At 41.9% G+C, this 22,709-nt stretch carries 22 protein-coding genes; 12 read left to right on the plus strand and 10 right to left on the minus strand.

Features of this window, described 5'->3' with window-relative positions:
* Positions 1-218 precede the first annotated feature (218 nt).
* The 3 genes from LROSL1_RS01895 to LROSL1_RS01905 form a co-directional block, all read right to left on the minus strand.
* Positions 219-2,186, minus strand: a complete 1,968-nt coding sequence (locus LROSL1_RS01895) for a glycoside hydrolase family 127 protein (RefSeq protein ID WP_178913554.1) — start codon at positions 2,184-2,186, stop codon at positions 219-221.
* Positions 2,187-2,269: 83 nt separating this feature from the next.
* On the minus strand, positions 2,270-3,673 hold the full coding sequence (locus tag LROSL1_RS01900) for an MFS transporter (RefSeq protein WP_318653001.1): 1,404 nt from the start codon (positions 3,671-3,673) through the stop codon (positions 2,270-2,272).
* Between the two features lie 36 nt (positions 3,674-3,709).
* Positions 3,710-3,904 (minus strand): hypothetical protein, encoded by a 195-nt coding sequence (locus LROSL1_RS01905; protein ID WP_178913555.1) that lies wholly within the window; start codon positions 3,902-3,904, stop codon positions 3,710-3,712.
* A gap of 253 nt (positions 3,905-4,157) precedes the next feature.
* Between LROSL1_RS01905 and LROSL1_RS01910 the strand changes: the two genes are divergently transcribed.
* The gene (locus tag LROSL1_RS01910; RefSeq protein ID WP_225440546.1) at positions 4,158-5,123 is read left to right on the plus strand and encodes an AraC family transcriptional regulator; all 966 of its coding nucleotides are present in this window, start codon (positions 4,158-4,160) and stop codon (positions 5,121-5,123) included.
* A 76-nt stretch (positions 5,124-5,199) separates the two neighbouring features.
* Here LROSL1_RS01910 and LROSL1_RS01915 read toward each other — a convergent pair whose 3' ends face one another.
* Together LROSL1_RS01915 and LROSL1_RS01920 are read right to left on the minus strand one after the other, a co-directional pair.
* Entirely contained in the window at positions 5,200-6,240 is a 1,041-nt protein-coding gene (locus tag LROSL1_RS01915; protein WP_178913556.1) for an aldose epimerase family protein, read from the minus strand.
* Between the two features lie 99 nt (positions 6,241-6,339).
* Positions 6,340-7,269, minus strand: a complete 930-nt coding sequence (locus tag LROSL1_RS01920) for an IS30-like element ISLpl1 family transposase (protein WP_085844568.1) — start codon at positions 7,267-7,269, stop codon at positions 6,340-6,342.
* A gap of 293 nt (positions 7,270-7,562) precedes the next feature.
* On the opposite strand from LROSL1_RS01920, the gene LROSL1_RS01925 reads away from it, so the two are divergent.
* Positions 7,563-8,666, plus strand: coding sequence for a GntR family transcriptional regulator (locus LROSL1_RS01925; protein ID WP_178913557.1), 1,104 nt, complete (start codon positions 7,563-7,565; stop codon positions 8,664-8,666).
* Between the two features lie 92 nt (positions 8,667-8,758).
* Here the strand turns inward: LROSL1_RS01925 and LROSL1_RS01930 are convergent, their stop codons facing one another.
* Positions 8,759-10,135, minus strand: a complete 1,377-nt coding sequence (locus LROSL1_RS01930; RefSeq protein WP_178913558.1) for a sugar porter family MFS transporter — start codon at positions 10,133-10,135, stop codon at positions 8,759-8,761.
* A 514-nt stretch (positions 10,136-10,649) separates the two neighbouring features.
* Here LROSL1_RS01930 and LROSL1_RS01935 point away from each other — a divergent pair.
* The 4 genes from LROSL1_RS01935 to LROSL1_RS01950 all read left to right on the plus strand — a co-directional run bounded on the left by LROSL1_RS01935 (position 10,650) and on the right by LROSL1_RS01950 (position 15,504).
* Complete coding sequence (locus LROSL1_RS01935; protein WP_178913559.1) at positions 10,650-12,260, plus strand: xylulokinase; 1,611 nt, start codon at positions 10,650-10,652, stop codon at positions 12,258-12,260.
* A 12-nt stretch (positions 12,261-12,272) separates the two neighbouring features.
* Positions 12,273-13,001, plus strand: coding sequence for an L-ribulose-5-phosphate 4-epimerase (locus LROSL1_RS01940; protein ID WP_017263012.1), 729 nt, complete (start codon positions 12,273-12,275; stop codon positions 12,999-13,001).
* Positions 13,002-13,169: 168 nt separating this feature from the next.
* Positions 13,170-14,594: an L-arabinose isomerase gene (gene araA / locus LROSL1_RS01945; protein WP_017263011.1), complete on the plus strand. Its 1,425-nt coding sequence runs from the start codon at positions 13,170-13,172 to the stop codon at positions 14,592-14,594.
* Between the two features lie 340 nt (positions 14,595-14,934).
* Complete coding sequence (locus tag LROSL1_RS01950; RefSeq protein WP_178913560.1) at positions 14,935-15,504, plus strand: sugar O-acetyltransferase; 570 nt, start codon at positions 14,935-14,937, stop codon at positions 15,502-15,504.
* Between the two features lie 55 nt (positions 15,505-15,559).
* Here LROSL1_RS01950 and LROSL1_RS01955 read toward each other — a convergent pair whose 3' ends face one another.
* Both LROSL1_RS01955 and LROSL1_RS01960 read right to left on the minus strand, forming a co-directional pair.
* Complete coding sequence (locus tag LROSL1_RS01955; RefSeq protein ID WP_178913561.1) at positions 15,560-16,261, minus strand: ABC transporter ATP-binding protein; 702 nt, start codon at positions 16,259-16,261, stop codon at positions 15,560-15,562.
* A gap of 300 nt (positions 16,262-16,561) precedes the next feature.
* The gene (locus LROSL1_RS01960) at positions 16,562-17,626 is read right to left on the minus strand and encodes an ABC transporter permease (protein ID WP_017263008.1); all 1,065 of its coding nucleotides are present in this window, start codon (positions 17,624-17,626) and stop codon (positions 16,562-16,564) included.
* A 192-nt stretch (positions 17,627-17,818) separates the two neighbouring features.
* Between LROSL1_RS01960 and LROSL1_RS01965 the strand changes: the two genes are divergently transcribed.
* Together LROSL1_RS01965 and LROSL1_RS01970 are read left to right on the plus strand one after the other, a co-directional pair.
* Positions 17,819-18,052: a hypothetical protein gene (locus tag LROSL1_RS01965; protein WP_178913562.1), complete on the plus strand. Its 234-nt coding sequence runs from the start codon at positions 17,819-17,821 to the stop codon at positions 18,050-18,052.
* 244 nt (positions 18,053-18,296) lie between these two features.
* The gene (locus LROSL1_RS01970) at positions 18,297-19,283 is read left to right on the plus strand and encodes an aldo/keto reductase (RefSeq protein WP_178913563.1); all 987 of its coding nucleotides are present in this window, start codon (positions 18,297-18,299) and stop codon (positions 19,281-19,283) included.
* Between the two features lie 78 nt (positions 19,284-19,361).
* On the opposite strand, the gene LROSL1_RS01975 is transcribed toward LROSL1_RS01970, so the two are convergent.
* Both LROSL1_RS01975 and LROSL1_RS01980 read right to left on the minus strand, forming a co-directional pair.
* On the minus strand, positions 19,362-19,856 hold the full coding sequence (locus LROSL1_RS01975) for a GNAT family N-acetyltransferase (protein ID WP_178913564.1): 495 nt from the start codon (positions 19,854-19,856) through the stop codon (positions 19,362-19,364).
* Between the two features lie 140 nt (positions 19,857-19,996).
* Positions 19,997-20,947 (minus strand): helix-turn-helix transcriptional regulator, encoded by a 951-nt coding sequence (locus LROSL1_RS01980; protein WP_178913565.1) that lies wholly within the window; start codon positions 20,945-20,947, stop codon positions 19,997-19,999.
* A gap of 127 nt (positions 20,948-21,074) precedes the next feature.
* Between LROSL1_RS01980 and LROSL1_RS01985 the strand changes: the two genes are divergently transcribed.
* The 4 genes from LROSL1_RS01985 (at position 21,075) to LROSL1_RS02000 (ending at position 22,704) form a co-directional block, all read left to right on the plus strand.
* Positions 21,075-21,350 carry a Mor transcription activator family protein gene (locus LROSL1_RS01985; RefSeq protein ID WP_178913566.1) on the plus strand — a complete coding sequence of 92 codons (276 nt, stop codon included), beginning with the start codon at positions 21,075-21,077 and terminating at the stop codon, positions 21,348-21,350.
* 73 nt (positions 21,351-21,423) lie between these two features.
* On the plus strand, positions 21,424-21,687 hold the full coding sequence (locus tag LROSL1_RS01990; RefSeq protein ID WP_017263002.1) for a Mor transcription activator family protein: 264 nt from the start codon (positions 21,424-21,426) through the stop codon (positions 21,685-21,687).
* A gap of 128 nt (positions 21,688-21,815) precedes the next feature.
* The gene (locus LROSL1_RS01995; protein ID WP_017263001.1) at positions 21,816-22,085 is read left to right on the plus strand and encodes a Mor transcription activator family protein; all 270 of its coding nucleotides are present in this window, start codon (positions 21,816-21,818) and stop codon (positions 22,083-22,085) included.
* Between the two features lie 13 nt (positions 22,086-22,098).
* A complete protein-coding gene (locus tag LROSL1_RS02000; RefSeq protein ID WP_017263000.1) occupies positions 22,099-22,704 on the plus strand; it encodes a DUF805 domain-containing protein in 606 nt (201 codons plus the stop codon).
* Positions 22,705-22,709: the final 5 nt, after the last annotated feature.

Here is a 22,709-nt window from a genome sequence, read left to right on the forward strand (position 1 = left end):
ATCCATTAAGTTATCAATGATGACTAACCGTTGCGCCAACCTGAGAGGCCGGTCATGAAACTGGGTTTAGCTTGCCACCCCGCAATCTTCACCCTCGCTTACGAGCCGAAGTTCGCGTCTCGTAAGCCGTCCGGCATGTATATTTTTGGAGCATAAATTAACTTTTAACGATAAAGAAGCATTAGACCTCTCAACTTAGTCTAATGCTTCTTTGCTTTCTAACGATTCAGCCATACTCGCATGGCGCCTTCAGTACGATTAGCCCACGCATAGTAGGGGATTAATCGAAGATTAGCTGGGATGGTTTTCTCACTTGTCAAGGGTTGATAAGGATTGTCATCCGCATTTGTTAGTTCTTCTTCTTGGGCTGAAACATCTAACGTGGTGACGCCGTTTAGTAAGGTTGGTTCTTTTTTGACTAGAACGTTTGCTTTAGGTGAGACGTGATACAAACCTAATTGTGACGTGTGATTATCAGCTTCCTCGGCACAATAGATTACTGGCCCTCTTTGCACAGCAATCTTGTTTTGATCAGCGACGATACGGTTGCTGGCTGCCATAAACTTAACGCTCATATCTAGGCTTAAGGTAATAGTCATTTTCGATTCATTCACTGGAATATAGACGAAGCCATCATCGATAGATATTGACGCTAGATGACCATTGATGCTGAGCTGATAATTACCTAATGACCATTGTGGAATACGAATACCAAACCTAAACTCGCAATTTTCAGGATTGGTAATCTCGAATAAGACATCACCGGACCAAGGAAAATCACTCTTTTGATTAATGGACACCTTGTTGTTGAAAGCCGCTTTATTTGCGATAAATTGATGGGCAAGAATGGTATTGTCTTTTTCAGTATAGAGATAATCGCTTAATGACGTAATCAAACGGGCTAAGTTAGCAGGGCAACAGGCGCATCCGAACCAATCGGCACGATGCGTAAGCACGTGGCTTTTGCCGGGATTAAGTGCGGATGCTTTGGGATCAGCTTCAAGCGGATTTACGTAAAAGAAATGTTTACCGTCCAAAGACATACCACTTAAACTTCCATTAAACAGTTCCTTTTCCAGAATATCCGCATACTCGCCTTTTGATTCAAGCTGTAGCATTTTCTTTGCGAAGAAAGCCATCCCAACCGAGGCACAAGTTTCACCGTACATGGTGTCGTTTGGCAAATCGTAGTCATATGTGAGTGATTCACCAGTTGTTGTTGAACCAATGTTGCCGGTGATATACATGCGACGTTTAACAATGTCATTCCAGAATCGATGGCAAGCATCTAAAAGTGTTTGGTCATGCGTATAAAGAGCTACTGAAGCCATTCCGGTACAAAGGTAAACCACACGGACAGCATGACCTTCGGCCGTTTGTTGGTCTTTAATTGGTTTATCTGCCTGATAATAGGTTCGTGGCATATCGCGCATGTTTGGAATCAAGTCGCGTTCAAGGCCATCGGCGATGTTTTGCTTATCAAAAAAGTCTGGGTCTGTGCCTCGCTCAACCAAGAAGTAATGTGCCATGTCTAAATATCGTTGGTCATTTGTGACTTCATAGAGTTTGACAAGTGCCAATTCGATTTCTGGGTGTCCATCGTAACCGTGAATCTGATCTGGATCAGCACCAAAGTTTCGACAAATACAATCAGCCATTTTAGTTGCAATGGTCAGCGCTTTGCCACTGCCGGTGACTTGGTAGTAAGCAACACCAGCCTCGATGTAATGTCCCATTGTATAGAGTTCATGCGACTGTTGCAGACGTTTGAATTTACGTTGTGGTTCGTCAATTTGAAAGAGGGTAGACAGGTAGCCGTTGTCCTCTTGTGCATCAGCGATAAGACTAACCAGTGTGTCAGTAATTGTTTTTAAATCGTTATTAGGCTGATAGCTAAAGGAGTAAGCCGCCGCCTCAAGCCACTTGTAAACGTCGGTATCCTGAAATGGAAAGCCGTAATGATGGCCCTTTTGTTGACCAGCCGCAATTTTTAAGTTTGCAATTGCATGGCTATTTTTATTGATACCATTATTCTGTGGATCTTCTGAAATGTCGACACTGGCCTCGTCATTCATAACGGACCATTGATAGGGGAGCACTTCTTTGACGACTAATTGTTGATAATGAGACCAAAATTTTGAAGTGATATCAACGTGATTAAGCTTCGGTTTAAAAAGCGTTTGCATATTGAGAGATCCTTTCTTACTATGAGATAAATTGATATACATGCTGTGCAAAAATTTATTTGGTAGTCTGGTGTGCTAATAAATTATTCATTAATTATTTTCACGACGCTCTTCCAGTTCGGCTGTAACGATGGGTTCATGTTTTTCCCAACGACGGTAGAAGACCATGCAAACTGCGCTAAGTGCATAGATAACAACTGGTACCCAGATGAAAGTGAAGTTAATTGCAGATAAGCTTTACCACTCTGGACCGCCTTTGAGGCTGTGAACCCAAAGGATGCTAAGATTCGTGCGGCAACAAATGAGCCAATACCTGATCCCATCTGAATACAGAAAGAGGCTCCCATTGCAGTTAGGAAACCGTTGGCGCGTATTCCGTTTTTCCATTCTCCAAAATCAACGGTGTCGCCGACCATGGAGAAGAACATTGTCATCGCGGAGCCAGAGCCAATACATGCTATGGACCAACCGATTAGACTTGATGTGACATTAGCGCCTGCCATGCCAATCCAGATTTGACCAATCATAGTCAGCGACAACATTAAGATTGTAGTGCCCCATTTGTGTAAATACTTAACCACAAATGGCACGGCAGCCATTCCAAGAATTTGAATGATGGAAAAACCATTAAATATTGAAATCAATGCTTTGTCGTTTAAATTATATTGAAAATAATATGGTAGTGCGGCATTTCTTGCAGAATATGCGGTCCATAGCAACAAATTTGCCAGAACAATGAGCACCCAAGGCCAATTGCTTTTAGTGGCCTTCAGACTTTCCCGAATAGTGATGATTTTTTCCTGGTTCACGTTTTTTTCACGCATATCTAGGAATGCAATCATCAAGATGATAAATGCGATAATGGCATAAACACCAACAGCCAGTGACCAACCACGTCGATCATTTCCGTTGCCCAAGAATGATGCGAGCGGAATGACAAATGTGACTGCAAAGAAGTTACCAACATTACCAAGTACCATCCGAATTGAGTTAGCCGATGTTCTTTCATCTGAGTTTGACGATATGTTTGGTAAAACAGAAGTAATCGGAGTTGATAGGGCGGTGTATGCCAGTTCAGCCACAATGTACATGGCGCCAGCATACAGGACCTTCATCATGCCAGATAGTGCAGGCGTGGTAAATAGCAACCAGATGGAAATGGTGAATGGCAGGGCCATCCATAAGAACCACGGACGGTTTTTACCATACTTACTGTGAGTGTGGTCGACCAGCACACCCATTACAGGCGCACCTAGGGCATCAATGAACCGACCAATTAGTAATAAGACACCAGCAGTGCCGACATCCAGACCAAAAACATTGGTGAAAAAGTACAACATGTAAGAACCGACTAACGTATAAAGCAAATTTCCGGCCATGTCGGTGAAACCGTAAGTCAACTTTCGGTGAAACGGCAGTTTGTCACTAGATAATATTGCTTGCGCCGTGGCTACATTTTGATCGGTATGATCAGTTTGAGCGTTCATAGTAATCCTCCAATTGTTTGCGTGAATTGTATCGACTTATTTTGATGAATTCTTTGTATCCTTAGCTAGACTCATATAGGTAAAACCCATTAAGACCATGACAGTCAATATTGTGACGAGATTATTTTGGATTTGGTGGTCATAAACAAGCCATGTAACGGCAATCAAAATTACCTGAAGCCCCCAGGAAAGAATTGATTGTCCTGCGAAATGGATTGATAGCAATTTCATGATATTTTCCCCTCAACTCGAATAACTGAGTTTTAGTTATTAATGACAAGCGATGATTCTAAAAAATGGTTGTTAAATGGTTGTTATGTGCACTAACAAACAAAAAACATTGTAAGCCCTTTCAATTTTGGTTAAAGGTCGCTATTATGATAATTGGTTGCAGAAACCGATATTCATACGAAGCAAATAGTTGATGTAGTCACTTTTTAATACATTTGGTGACGATTTCCGATATATGAGAAAGGACGATGAGATGATGCGCTATTTTTCCTTTACACTTGACAAGCCTGTTTTATATTACAAAGGTGGCGAGTTTGTTTCGAAAGAGATTTGGCAACATCAACCTGTCAATCATAAGGGTGATTACGAGATAATCCTTTGTATGAAAGGAAATATCAGCGTGCAGATTAATAATGAACAATTTATCATCCGCCCACACGAGGTCATGATTGTGCCACCATATACTGATTTTTGTGGTTGCCGACCTTCAAATCCACCAGTCGATTTTTATTGGTTACATTTTTTTAGTCAATTCAAAGAACGTGCGTTTAACTCTAGTACTAACAACGTTTTGAAAGAGTGGTTAACACACGCAAGCAGTCGGCAACAAGTTGTGTTACCACGCGTGTTTAAACCAGATAACGTGGATCAAATTGCGGTTCAAATTCATCAAATATTGGCAATTCAGGATAACCCAGTCATTTTAGGCCAACGCGACTTTTTAACCTCTGCGTTATTGATACAACTATTTGATAGTTATTCAGCACATGAAAAAGAAGCACACGAAGGCGGTAAGATGAGATTCATCAAGGAATGGATTCGTGTGAACATGAGTAGTGAACTTTCAGTTGATGAAATAGCTATGGCAGTTCAATTGAGTCCAGACTATTTAACACGTTTGTTCAAACAATCAATGGGTATAACGACGCTGCAGTACTTGACTCGTTTGAAAATCGAGGTTGCGACCTTGCTATTGGTTCGAACGGAAATGTCGGTTAAGGAAATTGCAGATTATGCTTATTTCAATGATGCTAAAACTTTCATGCGCCGTTTTCGTGCCCAAGTTGGCATGTCGCCAACAGAATATCGGCGTTCTTATACGTCAATTCATTTAAACAACCCGCATGTTGATCCACAAATTCCATTGCCAAAGGAAGTTAGCGACCTCATTACCTATATTCCAGAAAATGGTACAGTTCAAAACAAATCACGAAAATAGGTGTAAAAAATGATCGTAACTTCTACGTTGGCGCAGAAACTACGATCATTATTTTTAATAAGCTTAGTCAAGTTGCTTAATAATGCAGTCGATACCCAATGGTTTGCACGGATGTGTCGCCAGCAGTGAGGATAATGTTGCCAAAACCGGTGTGTTTGGTGGCATCAGGTAACGTCTGGGCTTCGAGGGCGACACCTTCGTACGGTTGACCAGTACCGTTGGAACGTTTGAAGTTCATATTATCGTGTGTGAAAGAATTAGCTGTGAAGACAACGAGTCCGTTACGTTTTGAGAGCACATCAACGGCGTGACCGGAAATAGGATCTGCCAAAGTGGCAATCCGGTTATTATCGTCTGGGGTCACTTTGAAGAGGTCATCAAAGCCTTTTTCTGCAGTATCTTGCATCCTAGCAATAGCAGTGCCAAGTGTCGTGGCCTTCTGGAAATCAAATGGTGTGTCTGCAACTTCAATTAGCTCACCAGTTGGAACCTTTTTATCATCAAAGGCTAAATGTTCTGTACTGTTAATTTGTAATGTATGCCGTTTAATGGTTTCGTTGTTTCCAAGATTAAAGTAGGTATGGAGTGTTGGATTGAAGACTGTGTCGGCGTTTGATCGCCCAACAAAGCTGATTCGCACGACGTCATTATCACTGAGCTGGTAGTGAATTTCGGCATCCAGATCACCAGGGAAACCATCTTCTGACGATTTCTGTAAGTGACGGAAGATGATTTCTGGCTCCCCATTCTTGGTAGAAATTTCACCATCCCAAAGCTGTGAGTTGAACCCATGCGGTCCACCATGTAGGGTTGTTGACCCTTCATTAACTGGGACGTGAATCGTTTTTCCGTTCATCGGGAATTCACCATTGCCAATGCGACCGCCTGTGCGCCCAATACCCATGCAAACGTAAAATGGATTGGCTAAGTAATCAGCGCTATGGTGATAATTCAAGACGAGGTTGTCGCCACTTGGCAATAAGATTTCATAAAGAGTTGCGCCAAGGCTTAAGGCAGATACGGTGACACCATGGGCGTTGACAAGACTAAAACGATAGATTTTCTGACCGTTAAAGGTATCAAACGGTTGAACTGTTGCGTGAATAGATTGTGACATACGGAAAACTCCTTTATTAAGTATGTTTCACATATATATTCGAATGAATTAAATGTGAGGTTTTAATGAATTGAAATAAATATATGGTAGATTGCAAATTTAATCCGAATTTTTGGACAAATTTGTCAGCATAACCTGATACGGTGTTTGCCAGTCGAGTATTTTAAGCGGTCGCTGGTTAATTTGGAGTAACGTCGTCGTTAAATCTTGAGCACTAATGTGCTCAAAACGAGTCCCTTTAGGATAAAAATAACGTAAATTCCGATTAAAGCGTTCATTACTACCGCGTTCAGCTGGCGTATAAGCATGGCAGTAATAGGTCTTAATACCATATTGTGATTCAAGTGATACTAGCCCACTAAACTCAGTGCCACGGTCCACAGTAAAGCTGTGAACCGGACCATTAAAAGTGGTTAGGAACTTAGTTAGTGCTTCATTAACAGTCGCTGTCGTCCGATCTTTTAACCGGTATGCCCAAAAGAACCGTGATTTGCGATCGATTAAAGTTAATAAAACTGCCTTACTATGCCCACGAGGACCAACGACTGTATCTAGTTCAAAATCGCCGATGCGATTACGTTGATTAATCATCATGGGACGCTGTTCAATTGATCGCCCCAAAGATTGATTATATTTGGATCGTTGGTCAACGTTACGCCGTTGGCGTACGCCATGTTCAGGTAGATCATTCAAGGAGAAACCAATTCTCCCCTGATTTAGCCAATTATAAATAGATTTAGTAGCTAGTTTAAATTCGTGAGCAATCATTCCTGGTGACCAGCTTAGACGTAAATGGTTGAGAATTTTTTGCTTTAACTCATCGCTCAGCTTAGTTTTCCGACCACATCGTGATCGCTTGTATTCGGCATCTGTTTGTGCTAATTCAGCCTGATAAGGTTGACATCGAGATAATTCATAAGAAATTGTTGACGGTGATCGGTTCAGCCGAACGCCCATTTGGATATTGGACAGCCCTAGTTCACAAAAGGTTTCGATTTTAATTCGTTCGGAATAGGTTATACTAGACAAAAGATCAGCTCCTAAAAGATGGGTTTGTGGTAAACACCATTTTAAAGGAAGCTGATCTTTTTTGTCCGAACAGCGTTCGGATTAATTTTACAATCTACCATATAATTACATTACCACATTTTACGAGAAAGTAGACCGTCAAAGAGAAAGCGGTTACAAATAAATTTGCAAATTTATTGTGATATCGGAACTTTTACACTACACTAGAATGAGTGAATGATTCGTTTCAATTTATTAGTAATGGTGGCGTGTCTTAAAAGTGAGCATCATTACATATCAAATTAGGTGGAAATATGGAAAACAAGTATCAAAAAGTTAAAGATGGTTTGAAAGAGGCAATTCTAACAGGGAAATATAAGGTCAACGATAAGTTGCCAACTGAAACAGAATTAATGGCGATGTACGATGTTTCTCACTACACAGTTAGAAGAGCCGTGGGGGATTTAGAGGGTAGCCACTTCATTTATCGGATTCAAGGCGGCGGGATGTTTGTCCAAGACTGGCATAAAGACTGGTCGAATGATAATGATAGTAAAATGATTGGCGTCATCACAACGCATATCGCGGATTACATCTTTCCGGATATTATTTCTGGGATTGATCGTATTATTTCAGAAGCTGGCTATTCTTTATTGATTAGTAATACACATAATAACCATGAAAAAGAACGTAAGAGCTTGATCAATATGTTGGATACTAAAGTTGCGGGCCTAATCATTGAGCCCACACAAAGTGCGCTGCGTAATCCTAATATGGACTTATACCAAGAAATTAAGGATGATCAGATTCCAACATTATTTATTAACGCCAAATATCCTGACTTGGACTTCCCGAGCGTTACGACAGATGACAAGGCTGCTGAAGAACGCATGCTGGAATACCTTTTTCGAATGGGACATCAAAGCGTTTTGGGCGTTTTTCAGGTAGATGACATTCAGGGTGTTAACCGAATGAATGGATTTGTTCAAGCATATCAACGGCATCCTGAATTTTCCTACCAGAGTAATCTCATCATGTATCAATCAGGGGATGACTTTGAACGGGTCATGGGCCGAATACGGATATACTTGGAGCAGGATGAACGACCAACGGCGATTGCTTGTTATAACGACCGTTTGGCGATTCAAGTTATGGACTATCTGCGCTCGAACGACTATCGAGTGCCTGAAGATGTCTCAGTTGTCGGCTTTGATGATTATTTGATGTCTCAATATATGAGTCCCTCATTGACCACGTTGAACCATGAGAAGGAAAGAATGGGTGAAGACGCAGGGCGCATGTTGATTAAGTTGTTGAATCGTGAAGATGTTCAGGATATCAATTACGAACCAGACTTAGTCAGACGGAATTCAGTCGTTAAACCTGCTGATGCTACTGTTGATACTAAAACTGAATAAGAACTAGCTGGAAAAGGCCGTTTCGGGAAGAAATTAATCTTCTCGAAGCGGCCTTTTTTAGGTTCCTACTAACTCTCAAACACGATTAAATATTATTTGTTTTCAGCGTTTGAAACAGTCTTTTCATCGGCTGTGCGTGAACGTAAATCAGCTTCAATATCTTCAAGCGACTTGCCACGAGTTTCCATAAACTTAGTGTGTGTGATCCAGATACAAATTGCACAGATTAGAGCGTAGAAGAGGAACGAGTTAGCCAATCCCATAGTGCTCAACATTGTAGGGAACGTTAACGAAACGAGCATGTTAGCTGCCCAGTTTGTAGCAGAACAAAGCGATGTTCCCAGACCACGAATATTTAATGGGAACACTTCACTGATGAAGACCCATGTAACAGGAGCCCAAGTTGCTGCATAAAAGGCCACATAAATAGTTAATGCAAGGGCACTCACAATTGCCGCAACTTTTGAACCGTTATCAAACTTCAACACAGTACTCATGATTAAAAGTGACAATCCCATCCCGGTTGCACCAAAAATGAGCATCTTTTTACGATCAATGTGATCCATCAAAAGCAAAGCAACAACAGTGACAATGACATTGATAACACCGATACCAATATGGGCTAGCAGAGCGGCTTCCACACCCCATCCAACTTTGGTGAAGATGGTTGGTGCATAGAAAATAACCGTGTTACTGCCAATAATTTGTTGAAAAATCGCGACACCTAATCCAGTGATTAAAGCAGGACGAACAGTCTTACCAAAGAGTTCACCCCAACCACCGGCTTTTTGTGAGGCTTGAGCTTGAATGTCGGTTAGTGCAATTTCAACTGCTTTATCATCGCCGTTGTTGGTGTTTTCCAAAACGGCTTTTGCTTCATCTAATTTACCAACTTTGACTAAGAAACGAGGACTTTCTGGTAAATATAGGGCACCAATGAACAATAGAGCGGCTGGAATAGCTGCGAAACCAAGCATCCAGCGCCAGCCCGTGAATAGTCCTGAAAATGTGTAGTTCAAGATATAAGCTAGTAAAATCCCAATCATAATCATCAACTGCCACAGAGTTGTGATTGCGCCACGACGCTTTTTAGGCGCCAGTTCCTGTAGGTAGGCAGGAACCAGAGCTGAGGTAATTCCCACACCTATTCCAAGGATGATTCGTGTGACTAACAAAACATAGAATTCTGGAGCAAACCCAGAACCAAGTGCGCCAACGAAGAAGATCCCGGCGGCCCACAGTAGCAAAATACGGCGACCGTATGTGTCCAAGAACTTACTAGTAGCAAGGGCACCAATGATCGCACCAATCAAGACAGCTGAAACAACCATCCCTTGTTGCCATGAACCTAACCGCAATTGCTTTTGAATAAATAAGATGGCACCGGATACAGATGCAATATCATAACCAAACAGAAGGCCACCTAACGAACCAAACGTATAGATGAAGCCATTCGACACTTTTTTCAAGACGAACCCTCATTTCTATAAATAGATGTGAACCGTTGAGACGCCAACTGAAGAAGGACATCAAGCAGTTGAACTAATCGCCGATTCAGACGCGAAGTAAAAAATAGCAAATACAAACACACTAGGTAAAAAATGAAAATTTGTCGACAAAAACAGAAAACGCTTTCAGGAAACAATTTATATCATTCATTCGAATAAATCAATAGAAAAACGACAAATTTATGCGATTGTAGTATAACTGGAACAAATTTTATGATTAATTATGTGAGACCAAATAGCTGATTTAAAAGCTTCTGGCAGCTTTCATCAGTTGCTATCTAATAGATAAGAAATGGGAATTGCGTGATTGCCGTTACCTATAAGTAACTACGCGAAGATTATTTAGTTCACTGTATTAATACGTATAAATAAAAATACTGTTGATTTATTCGAATAAATAATTTACACTATGGTCGTTGACAAAAATGAAAACGTTTTATTTTATTTTTTGAATTTGTATTTGGAGGATGTTCACATGAACTTAGTTGAAACCTCCCAAGCGGTTAAGAGCGGTGATGTTTCACTAGGTATCGAGCTTGGTTCAACACGAATCAAGGCGGTTCTGGTAACTCACGACTTTCAGACAATTGCATCTGGCAGTTACGTTTGGGAAAACCAATTCGTTGATGGTGTATGGACGTATCCACTAGAACAGGTTTGGACTGGTATTCAAGCCAGCTATACCCAAATGGTGGCAGAAGTTCAAAGCAAGTATCACAGTCCGTTGACTAAAATTGGGTCGATTGGTGTCAGTGCCATGATGCATGGCTATCTGGCGTTTGATCAGGCCGGTAAGCAATTGGTTCCCTTTAGAACCTGGCGTAACAACATTACCGGTCAGGCAGCTGATGAATTGACGGCGTTATTCTCATTTAATATTCCACAACGTTGGAGTATTGCTCATTTATATCAAGCAATTTTGAATGATGAACCTCACGTTAAGGATATTGACTTCATTACGACATTAGCTGGTTATGTACATTGGCAATTATCTGGAAAGCGTGTTTTAGGTGTCGGTGATGCATCTGGGGTGTTCCCGATTGATGAAAAAACGGGTACGTATTTCAAGGCAATGTTGGAAGCGTTCAATACTCAGGACGCTGTTAAACGTTACTCTTGGAACACAAAAGACATTCTGCCGGCCGTTTTACCAGCAGGTCAGCAGGCCGGAACATTAACGAATGACGGTGCTAAACTGCTCGATGCTAGTGGCAATCTTCAGGCGGGTAGCGTAATGGCTCCACCTGAAGGAGATGCTGGTACAGGGATGGTTGGCACCAATAGTGTTCGCAAACGGACTGGAAACATTTCCGTTGGTACGTCAGCCTTTTCAATGGTCGTTTTGGATCAACCTCTAAAGGCAGTCCATCGGGACATTGATATGGTCATGACACCAACGGGTGCACCAGTCGCAATGGTTCATATCAATAACTGTTCATCTGATATCAACGCCTGGGCCAACTTGTTTAGTGAGTTTGCGGCCAAGCTGGGTGTGGATCTTAAACCTGATCGGTTATATGAAACGTTGTTCTTACAAGCTACCCATTCAGATCCAGATGTTGGTGGGCTAGTGAACTACAGCTACTTATCAGGTGAGAATATCACCAAGATGTCAGCTGGTCGCCCACTGTTTGTACGGACGCCAAAGAGTGATTTTACATTAGCGAACTTCATGGCAACGCAGCTCTATGCTGCGTTTGCACCACTCAAAATTGGGATGGACATCCTGACAAATGAAGAAAACATCAAAACAGATGTCATGATTGCTCAAGGTGGTTTGTTCAAGACACCAGTTATTGGTCAACAAATCCTCGCAAATGCTTTGAATACGCCAATTACGGTGATGAGCACGGCTGGCGAAGGTGGTCCATGGGGGATGGCAGTGTTAGCCATTTATGCATTACCTGGCGAGAACGAAGATTCCCTTGAAGACTTCCTGGATCGCAAAGTTTTTGCCAATCCAGAAAGTATGACCTTGAGTCCAGAACCAGATGGCGTTAAGGGTTATCAACAATTTATCGAAAATTACCAAGCTGGCTTGCCTGTTGAAGGTGCTGCTATTGATGATATTCCAGAACGAAAGTGAGGCTGACTGTTAATGCTGGAAGCGTTAAAACAAGAAGTTTATGAAGCAAATATGCAATTACCAAAGTTGGGACTTGTTACCTTTACATGGGGCAATGTTTCAGGCATCGATCGTGAAAAAGGTTTATTCGTCATTAAACCATCAGGTGTTGAATATGACGAAATGAAGCCTTCTGACATGGTTGTCGTGAATTTAAAAGGTGAAGTTGTTGAAGGAGACATGAACCCTTCAAGTGATACACCGACTCACACGGTGTTATATAACGCCTTTCCAAACATTGGTGGAATCGTACACACACATTCACCATGGGCCGTTTCGTTTGCGGCTGCCAAGATGGATGTGCCTGCGTTGAATACCACGGCTGCAGATACGTTCTTTGGGGATGTGCCCGCTGCTGACGCGTTAACTAAGGAAGAAATCGAAGAAGACTACGAAGGTAACACGGGCAAGACGATTGTGAAGACCTTCAAGGAACGTGGTTTGGATTACGAAGCAGTGCCTGCTGCCCTGGTAAGTCAACACGGTCCGTTTGCTTGGGGTGCTACTCCGGCCAAGGCTGTTTATAACTCTAAAGTTCTGGAAGTCATCGCTGAAGAGGATTATCACACTTTGCAATTGACTCGTAGCGATACCGAATTGCCCCAGTACTTATTGGACAAACATTATTACCGTAAGCACGGCAGCAATGCGTACTACGGTCAAAATAATGCGAAGTCCAAGTCGCATGCGTTAAGAGAGTGAGCGTGACTAATCCCGTGTGAATTTGAGCAATAAGAAGGAAGGCGAAACATTCGGTGGTTTTCCGAATGATTTGACTTTCAGCTTATGCACAGAATTCAGGGATTAGGGAGCGCGTTATCACTACGTAGTAGTAAAAATAAAAACATTAAACACAAAGGAGAATTCATTATGTTAGCAGTTCCAGATTACGAATTTTGGTTTGTTACAGGTAGTCAGTTCTTATATGGTGAAGATCAATTAAAGCAGGTTGCTAAGGATGCCGAAGATATTGTTGACAAGCTGAACGCTAGTGGCAAGCTTCCTTATAAGGTTGTCTTTAAGGATGTTATGACGACAGCTGATGGAATCACGAAGTTTATGAAGGAAGTTAACTACAACGACAACGTTGCTGGTGTTATCACATGGATGCACACTTTCTCACCAGCTAAAAACTGGATTCGTGGGACTAAATTGTTACAGAAACCATTACTTCACTTGGCAACGCAATATTTAAACAAGATTCCTTACGACACCATTGATTTCGATTACATGAACTTGAACCAAAGTGCTCATGGTGACCGTGAATATGGTTACATCAACGCACGTTTGGGCGTTCACAACAAGATCGTTTACGGCTACTGGGGTGATGAAGAAACACAAACTGAAATCGCTAAGTGGGAAGACGTTGCTGTTGCCTACAATGAAAGTTTCAAGTTGAAAGTTTGCCGTTTCGGAGACACAATGCGTAATGTTGCGGTTACTGAAGGTGACAAGGTTCAAGCACAAATTGACCTTGGCTGGACCGTTGACTACTACGGTGTTGGTGACTTGGTTCAAGAAATCAGCAAGGTTAGTGAAGCTGATGTGGACAAAGAATACGAAAAACTGGCAACTGACTACACCTTGGTTCAAGGTGACAATGATCCTGAAACATATAAGCATTCAGTTCGTGTTCAATTAGCTCAATACCTTGGTATTAAGAGTTTCTTGGACCGTGGCGGGTACTCTGCATTTACGACAAACTTTGAAGATTTGTGGGGCATGGAACAATTACCTGGTTTGGCCGCTCAATTGTTGATGCGTGACGGTTATGGCTTCGGTGCTGAAGGTGACTGGAAGACAGCTGCCCTTGGCCGTTTGATGAAGATCATGTCACACAACCAAAAGACAGCCTTCATGGAAGACTACACGTTAGACTTACGGAAAGGTCACGAAGCCATTCTTGGTTCCCATATGTTGGAAGTTGACCCATCAATTGCTAGTGACAAGCCACGGGTTGAAGTTCACCCATTGGATATTGGTGGTAAAGCTGATCCAGCACGTTTGGTCTTCACTGGTTCTGAAGGTGACGCGATTGACGTTACGTTGGCTGATTTCCGTGATGGATACAAGTTCATCAGCTACCCTGTTAACGCAAATAAGCCAGAAGCTGAAACGCCAAATCTGCCGGTTGCTAAGCAATTGTGGACACCAAAGGTTGGCTTAAAGGCCGGTGCCACAAAGTGGATTGAAAATGGTGGTGGTCACCACACTGTCTTCACCTTTGCTTTGGACGAAGAACAAATCAACGACCTTGTTACCATGTTTGGTTTGAAGTCGGTGGTTATTGATTAAGAGTGCTCGCGAAGCCCGGTAGAAATCGAGCAATAACGTGAAACTGCTGCCATGCAGGTGACTTTTCCTGTATGGCAGCAGTTTTAGGTTATGCGCAGGTTTCTGGGCGATAGTGACACGTTTTGGCCATGTAGACTGATACGGGTGATTTTCCTGTATCGTGCCAGTTTCGGGTTATGCACAAGGTTTAGGGGTTGAGAACACGTTTCGGCTATGAAGGTAGCGAGCACATGCAGGTGACTTTTCCTGTATGGCAGCAGTTTTAGGTTATGCGCAGGTTTCTGGGCGATAGTGACACGTTTCGGCTATGTAGGGCGTAGTACAAACTTGAGGTAAATAAATGATAAAAACAAATAAACAAAGAATGTTAGCAGGCGATATTTTTGACGTTTACGACGATGAACTTGTCGCTGAACGTGCGGAAGCACGTAAACAAATTGAGGAATTTAATGCACTAGGAGAACGAGATCCTGAACGCAGTACGGCGATTATTAAAAAGTTGTTTGGCGAGACGGGGCAAGACTGTAGTGTCCATGCGACTTTCCGCTGTGATTATGGATATAACATTTATGTTGGTGACGATTTCTTTGCCAATTATGATTGCGTAATGTTGGATGTGGCGCCCATTCGAATTGGCAAACATGCTTTGTTGGGTCCCAAAGTACAAATTTATTCGGTTAATCATCCTGCTGATCCAAGGTTGCGCCGTAACGGAGCGGAAGGTATTGGCAAACCAGTCACAATCGGCGACGATGTGTGGATTGGTGGCGGCGCAATTATTTGCCCTGGCGTAACGTTGGGAGATAATGTCATTGTCGGTGCTGGGAGTGTCGTGACGAAGTCCTTTGGTGACGATGTCATTATTGGCGGCAATCCGGCGCGCGTGCTTAAGACAAACGTTACAAAATGAAAAATCGCATGTTGCGGAAGCCGTTAAACTTCTACAACATGCGATTTTTAGTTTGTTAGTTCTGTGATTCGACAGTTTCCTTATTCTCAAGCTTCTTCATCTTACCATCATCGATTTGATACACAACATCGCTTTTAGTAATCAATCGTTCATCATGAGTTACCATGATAATCGCTTTATTTAAGTCATGAGCCTCGCTGACCAATCGATCAACGACATCAAACGAACGGGTCGAGTCCAAACTGGCTGTTGGTTCATCAGCCAGGATAATGTCAGGTTCGTGATATAGCGCTTTAGCGATTGCGACACGCTGGCGTTCACCACCGGACAGTGCGTTTGGATAGGCATCATCTAGGTTCTTCAAATCTAGTCTATCCAGCAATTGCCGCATTTCCTTTTCTTGAAATTTTTGGTGGGCCAAACGGTCAATGAGCTTAAATTGTTCAGAGACAGTCAGATAGGGAATCAAATTTGAACTTTGTAGAATAAAGCCGACATGATCAAATCTGTACTGTAACCGCTGTTTTTCTGATTGGGTGGCTAAGTCAGTACCGTTTAGCAAAACTTTGCCACTTGTTGGTGTTTGTAATCCGGCCGCGATGGTCAAAAAGGTACTCTTACCAGATCCTGATGGTCCGATGATTGAAACAAATTGGCCTTGTTGGATTTCGAAGTTTACATCACTAAGGGCATTCACTGCGGTATGGCCGCTTCCGAAACGTTTTGATACGTTAACAAGTTCCATTACGTTTGCCATGTTTTTCTCCTTTACGTCTTGTTATTGCTTAGCTTCTCCCGGGCTTCGGCACCACTCTCATAAACGTGCACCTGACGCCCAGAAGCTTGTGCATAACCCGTAGATGAATGATTCGGAAAATCACCGAATTCTTCATCTCCATGTTATTACTCAGCTTCTCCCGGGCTTCGGCACCACTCTCATAAACGTGCACCTGACGCCCAGAAGCTTGTGCATAACCCGTAGATGAATGATTCGGAAAATCACCGAATTCTTCATCTCCATGTTATTGCTCAGCTTCTCCCAGGCTTCGGCACCACTCTATTTAATTGCTGTGACTGGGTTAATTTTGGCAATCGTGCGCCAGGATAGTAGGGATCCTAGAATTGAAGCGAGGATTAACGAGATGGCATAAATGCCGAGTTGTGGGTAGTTTAGTGCAAACGGCATGCCCGTTGGTGCGATGGCGCCGATGCCAATCGTGATCAATAATCCGATGGCAACACTGATTACGCTCATAACGGCGGCCTGTGTCACAACGCTAGCAAGGATGTGACGTGTACCGATTCCTTCAACCTTCAGCACGCCAAATAGTGACTGCTTTTGTAAGGTTAGAACATACATAAAGATTCCGATAATGGCCAGTGACATGGCGAACAAGAAGTAGATCATTGTGTTTAAAGTTGTCTGTTCAGCACTGTAACCAGGCAGATTTTGTATGAAATCATTGATAGGGAGCCGTTGCAAATTGTGTTTGTTCCCAGATAACTGGCTGTCTTTGGTGATGATTGCATTGATGCCGAGCGGTTTTGTGACAGGCGTGCCAGCAGCCTTGATTTTGGCCAAGGTTGCCAAATTCATATACATGGTTGGGGCAATACTGTATGTGCTCTTACCGTAACTGCCGACAACGGTTAATTTGGTGTCGTTCGAGCCCAAACGGACCTTGTCACCAATCTTAATCCCCTGGTCCTTCAGGTTTTGTGAAATAATGATTTGATTATCACGTTGGACTTTATGGCCGCTAGTAACTTTAGGCATAATAAAGCTGTTATTGGCAGTTCCCAGAGCGGAAATGTCGATTTTGTTATTACTACCAATTTTGCGAACAACGGTACTATCAAGCGCAATGTTTGCGACCTGCTTACCCTTGACGTCATTAGTTGCATCGGTGGTTAACTGTGATGCCATGATGTTTTTGTTAGCGTCCTTGTTCAAATAAACGTATTTAGCCTGCCATTGATCGACTGCTAAACGGTTGCCTTGAGAGAGACCACCAGCCAATCCGGCTAGAATGAAGACAACAAGCGCAATCAGAACCATCACACCAGTTAACAGACTGTAGCGTAGCTTTTCATAGCGCATTTCTTTTAGCCCTAAATACATGATGATTTCTCCTTTTCTTCCGTAAATTTAGCTTTATTTATCAAGTGATAAATAAGATTACAACTAATTGTACGCTTTTTCCTAAGAAATGCAATTTGAGCGCTTTTTCTATCGTGATTTGGCATGCAAAATAATTGTTTTAACTTAACCTAAAATATTTTTCCTGCTATAATGTCATTGGAGGTGGAGTCCATGACAACGATTTATGTGGCACCAAATGTGAAGCAGCAAAGCGTTGAATTGTCCGATGGCAGTCGTGGTGAAGTTGAGGCAGAAACTGAGGGCGCTGGTCAAACCCGATACAGCTTCGATTTTAATTATCATTTGCACCCGAGTTTTTGGGTTGATCGTCCGTTAAAGAGCGGTATGACAGTAAATGTGCAAACGTTGGACGGGCCTGAAAAGTTTCAAATTGAATTACGTTGATTGTTTTATATATTTATTGGGTCGAGCGTACGTGATTATATATAAGATTGGCAACAAATCTGCTTTAAGCCGCAGGTTAAATGAAAGAGCATCAATTCACTGATATCACAGTGGTTGATGCTCTTTTATAGTGAGTTGGGTTTTCCTGAAAACGTTTGCAATAAAAATAGGTAAAAGCCTATAATTAACAACAGTATAACCGCGTCAAATCGGCGTTGGTCGCAATTTTAAGTGGAGGCACAGTATGTATTTAGCAAACGAACATCGGTATGAACAGATGATGTATCGGCGAGCGGGTAAGAGTGGCTTGAAATTATCCGTTCTCGGTCTCGGATTCTGGCACAATTTTGGTAGTGTGGACGAGTATGAGACCCAAAAGCAGATCGTCCGAACGGCGTTTGATGCAGGCATAACTTATTTCGATTTGGCGAATAATTATGGTCCAGTGGCAGGTAGTGCTGAAACGAACTTTGGACATCTGATGGATGAAGACTTAAAACCCTATCGTGATGAACTGGTTATTGCCAGTAAGGCAGGGCATCGTATGTGGGACGGCCCGTACGGCGACGGTGGTTCGATGAAGAATATTTTAGCAAGTGCCGATCAGAGCCTTCAACGCATGCACTTGGATTACGTGGACATCTTCTATTCACATCGACCAGATCCTGACACGCCAGTTGAAGAAACGGCATATGCCTTAGATAAGCTGGTACGAGAGGGGAAAGCCTTATACATTGGGATTTCGAAGTACAATCCAGAGCAGACAGCTGCCATTGAGGCGGTCTTTGACGATTTGCACACGCCATACATTGTTCATCAAGATCGCTACAATCTGTTTGACCGCCACATTGAGGATGGTCTGCTAGACAAGTTGACGACCGACCAAACGGGACTAGTTACATTTAGCTCGTTAGCACAGGGCCTGCTGACAGATCGTTATCTGAACGGTATTCCTGAAGACTCCCGTGCACATCGATCCACGAGTCCGTTTTTGCATGAGGATCAGGTTGAACAAACCCTGAGTACGGTCAAACGGTTGAATGAAATCGCCCAACAGCGTGATCAATCGTTGGCCGATATGGCAATTGCCTGGTTATTACATCATCAACAAGTCACAAGCGTGCTGATTGGGGCTAGTCGTCCGGAACAACTTAGAGACAACTTGGGTGCTTTAAAACACTTGGACTTTAGCGATGACGAGTTGAAGGCGATTGATGCAGCTTTGAAATGATTTTGGATAGTGGAAAAAAGCGTTTGAACTGACGACTTCATTCGAAGTCATTACGTTCAAACGTCTTTTTATTATGCATTAATAGTGACGGCCCAAAATGATCAGGTCGCGAGGAGTTCCTGCCATATTAGCGATTTTTGGCAAATGTCCCCACTCTTCGTAGCCAAACTTATGGAACAAATGCAGGCTGGCTGCGTTGGAGTCGAAAATGTAAGCCACTACGCTGGTGAAATGAAAGTTGGCAATCTGTCGTGCTAGTAACGACATCACCTGACTACCATAGCCATGACCGGTAGTTTGTTGATCTAAATAAATAGAAATCTCGGTCGTATGAGCGTATCCACCGCGCCCATAAAAAGGCGACAGGCTGACCCAGCCAATAATGGTATCGTCATCTTTAACCATCCAAATGGGATAACTATCTGATTGGTGTGCCTCGAACCATGGCTGCCGATCATCGACGGTCACGGGCGCTAAATCGGCAGTGACGGCGTGACTGGGGATGCTTTGGTTGTAAATGTTAACAATGGTGGGAAGGTCGGATTGAGTGGCAATTGTTAGGGTAAGGGACATGTGTAGGACTTCTTTCTAGCAGATTAAATTTAATTATAGAAATACTAATTGTGATGTGGCAAGGATGAAAGCTGAAAAGTAATTAAAAAGATGAATTGAATTTTTTTTCTTATTTTGAACTTTGACATAAAATACGTTCATTAGTCGTCATATTTCTGAAGCATAGCGTGAAGATCAGCCCTTATTTCATCGCGCAATTTTGTTGGTTTTAAAACGTTTACCAAATTGCCTTGACTGAGTAACCACATTTTAGCGCCGGTATCGTATGTTTTTGCTTCAATCAGAACGCAATGACGAACTGAATCTCTTTTTTTTACAACGGAGTTTGGAAAACGATCTAAAGCAGCTTCAACAATGCCAGAAAACTCAAAGAGAAGGGTGATTGTCTGACCCGGTTGCATATATTGAATCTGTTGGCGCAATTTGCCATCTTCGAATCTGTCAGCATAGTTTTGAGTTATTTTTTTGTTAACCTGATGATAATCCTTTATTCGATCAGCTCGAAAGAAGCGATTACCTTTTCCATGAGGATTAAATGCGATTATATAAAAATAGTATTCGGAAAAAATGACGGATTCTGGCAAGATAATGTATGTTTTATATTCACCACGTTGACGTTGATAAGTTATTTGGATTGCTTGTTTTTTAATAATAAACTGACTAAATTGCCAAATTGTTCGTAGAAGTGGTTGATCATGATGGACTGGAAGATAGTAAAAACTTTCATTTTGAATAATCGGTCGAATTTCATGCTGTTCTTCAGGCGTTACAAGATTCAATAAGCCGTTCACTGTCGTTTTCATCTCTTTACTCGTCAAAGATCGACTAGCCAATAATGTTTTGATAATGACTAAAATAGATTGTTTTGAAATGCTATCTTGGTCTGTTTCTAAAACATAACCGTTGAGGCCACGCTTGTACTGCATTTGGTAGAAAAGCTGTTGATCATCAATGAATTGACGAATTTGACTAAAATCTCTTTGAATAACGCGTGCGTTGACATTGAATTGTTTAACTAGATCTTGTTTGTGGACCACTAGACCACTTAATAACTGTTGAAAAATAAATAATTGTCGGTATGCTGCATTCATTATGTACACCGTCCTTGAAGCGACCTGAATTTTAAATATTATTCAGGTCGTTTTTATTTATAAATAGACTTATTGCGTCTATGCAAAATTTTAGACTGAATTTATTGAGTATACAAGGAGGCCAGTTATGAACGAGATTTATATGTGGAAACAAATTTATCAAGAATTTTATGAAAGCGTTGGTAAAGGGGCAACGTTAAAGATATATCAAACTTATTCTGGCAATCAAATTAGTTTCCCGAAACGACTATTGAAGCCCCAATATGAGTACGAACAAATTATGAACGAGTATAGAAGTGGTCTCACAATAACAGATTTGGCAATTCGACATCAGTACAGTGAAAGAACAATTTATCGAATTATTAATAGGCACGAAGGTGACCGGGACACCTTTAATCTGTAATGACATTTGCATTACAGGAGTCATAACGGGTTTGATAATCTTATCTTAAAAATTGATTAGTGGGGGTCATCATATGGATGTGACGCCAGAATTACTTCAAGAGTCATATGCACAACTAAATGAAGTGTTGGGCACCGAGCAAATGATGAAAGTGTTCGAGATATATCGTGGACGTCAAATTTCGTTTCCAATGCGTTTATATGACCGAAAGAAAGTAGCCCAAAAAATCATTGCTGAGTATAACGGGCATAACTTAGTGCAGTTGACTCATAAATATGATTATTCTCAACGATGGATTCGCCAAATTATTCGTCAAAATGGTTCAAAAACGGAATGATTTTGCATAGTTCAGGACGAATCTCGTGAAATCTTCACTACGTTTATACGGACATGTGCCTTGCAGGCCGCGTTAGTAACTGCACAAGGTTGTTGCTATGATGAAAAACGAAGGTGAGGAGGGGGCTTATGGACAAGCAAAAGGTTGATCCTACCACATTACCGGACGTATATCGACGAATCTATGATTTGTTGGGTGAAGATAAGCTGTTATTACTGTGGGACGCATTTAAGGGCGAGGAGATTAATTTTCCAATTCATTTAAATGATCGTGACAAGGTAAAGCCTAAGATAATTGAAAGTTACAATGGTTCAAATTTAGATGCCCTAGCAAAACAGTATGGTTTTACCAAACGCTGGGCTCGTCAAGTAATTAAATTAGCAAAAAATAATAGTTGAGGGGAACTTTATCATGGAAGAAACGAAATTCTGTACAAATTGTGGACAAAAAATTAGCACACAGGTTAAATTTTGTCCTTTTTGTGGTGCAATACAAAATACTAAAGAGAATGATTTTTCTAACGAAACGGCCGAAAATAGTACTTTAAAAAATCAATCTGTGAGCCAAGGGCAAGCCAACAATGGCAGTAGTTCTAGCGAAAAGATGATCAGTCCAAATGAAAGTCACGAAAATGATTCGGCTAGTAACACATTTGCTTCAAAATCGTTTGCGGCCACTAAGGACGCTCTAAACAAAGTATTTGAGTTTAGTGGGCGGACATCGCAAACCGATTATTGGTATGCGCAGGTCGGATTGACTGTTATTGCAATATTGGGCTTTATTCCGATATTTATTCCAATTATCGGTGTCATATTGATGACACTGATTTATGTGGCACTGGCCATCGTTTCAATTGCTTTAAGTATACGTAGATTTCATGACACGAATCGATCTGGCGGATACTATTGTCTGATATTTATTCCATTCATTGGCGGCCCCGTTTTACAAGTGTTTATGGCGGAATCAGGCAATGAATATAGCAATCAGTTTGGGCCAGAGCCTGTGAGCTTAACGTAGTGGGT

Origin of the sequence: Furfurilactobacillus rossiae (assembly GCF_013394005.1) — a bacterium.
GTDB classification, from domain to species: domain Bacteria; phylum Bacillota; class Bacilli; order Lactobacillales; family Lactobacillaceae; genus Furfurilactobacillus; species Furfurilactobacillus rossiae.

What these genes read in the sequence shown, in the direction of transcription:
- LROSL1_RS01980 (WP_178913565.1), bottom strand. Translation starts at nt 20,947, where the DNA reads ATGAATGCAGCATACCGACAATTATTTATTTTTCAACAGTTATTAAGT.
- LROSL1_RS01985 (WP_178913566.1), top strand. Translation starts at nt 21,075, where the DNA reads ATGAACGAGATTTATATGTGGAAACAAATTTATCAAGAATTTTATGAA.
- LROSL1_RS01935 (WP_178913559.1), top strand. Translation starts at nt 10,650, where the DNA reads ATGAACTTAGTTGAAACCTCCCAAGCGGTTAAGAGCGGTGATGTTTCA.
- LROSL1_RS01925 (WP_178913557.1), top strand. Translation starts at nt 7,563, where the DNA reads ATGGAAAACAAGTATCAAAAAGTTAAAGATGGTTTGAAAGAGGCAATT.
- LROSL1_RS01950 (WP_178913560.1), top strand. Translation starts at nt 14,935, where the DNA reads ATGATAAAAACAAATAAACAAAGAATGTTAGCAGGCGATATTTTTGAC.
- LROSL1_RS01910 (WP_225440546.1), top strand. Translation starts at nt 4,158, where the DNA reads ATGATGCGCTATTTTTCCTTTACACTTGACAAGCCTGTTTTATATTAC.
- LROSL1_RS01900 (WP_318653001.1), bottom strand. Translation starts at nt 3,673, where the DNA reads ATGAACGCTCAAACTGATCATACCGATCAAAATGTAGCCACGGCGCAA.
- LROSL1_RS01995 (WP_017263001.1), top strand. Translation starts at nt 21,816, where the DNA reads ATGGACAAGCAAAAGGTTGATCCTACCACATTACCGGACGTATATCGA.
- LROSL1_RS01905 (WP_178913555.1), bottom strand. Translation starts at nt 3,904, where the DNA reads ATGAAATTGCTATCAATCCATTTCGCAGGACAATCAATTCTTTCCTGG.
- araA (WP_017263011.1), top strand. Translation starts at nt 13,170, where the DNA reads ATGTTAGCAGTTCCAGATTACGAATTTTGGTTTGTTACAGGTAGTCAG.
- LROSL1_RS01915 (WP_178913556.1), bottom strand. Translation starts at nt 6,240, where the DNA reads ATGTCACAATCTATTCACGCAACAGTTCAACCGTTTGATACCTTTAAC.
- LROSL1_RS01940 (WP_017263012.1), top strand. Translation starts at nt 12,273, where the DNA reads ATGCTGGAAGCGTTAAAACAAGAAGTTTATGAAGCAAATATGCAATTA.
- LROSL1_RS01965 (WP_178913562.1), top strand. Translation starts at nt 17,819, where the DNA reads ATGACAACGATTTATGTGGCACCAAATGTGAAGCAGCAAAGCGTTGAA.
- LROSL1_RS01955 (WP_178913561.1), bottom strand. Translation starts at nt 16,261, where the DNA reads ATGGCAAACGTAATGGAACTTGTTAACGTATCAAAACGTTTCGGAAGC.
- LROSL1_RS01960 (WP_017263008.1), bottom strand. Translation starts at nt 17,626, where the DNA reads ATGTATTTAGGGCTAAAAGAAATGCGCTATGAAAAGCTACGCTACAGT.
- LROSL1_RS01990 (WP_017263002.1), top strand. Translation starts at nt 21,424, where the DNA reads ATGGATGTGACGCCAGAATTACTTCAAGAGTCATATGCACAACTAAAT.
- LROSL1_RS02000 (WP_017263000.1), top strand. Translation starts at nt 22,099, where the DNA reads ATGGAAGAAACGAAATTCTGTACAAATTGTGGACAAAAAATTAGCACA.
- LROSL1_RS01975 (WP_178913564.1), bottom strand. Translation starts at nt 19,856, where the DNA reads ATGTCCCTTACCCTAACAATTGCCACTCAATCCGACCTTCCCACCATT.
- LROSL1_RS01970 (WP_178913563.1), top strand. Translation starts at nt 18,297, where the DNA reads ATGTATTTAGCAAACGAACATCGGTATGAACAGATGATGTATCGGCGA.
- LROSL1_RS01895 (WP_178913554.1), bottom strand. Translation starts at nt 2,186, where the DNA reads ATGCAAACGCTTTTTAAACCGAAGCTTAATCACGTTGATATCACTTCA.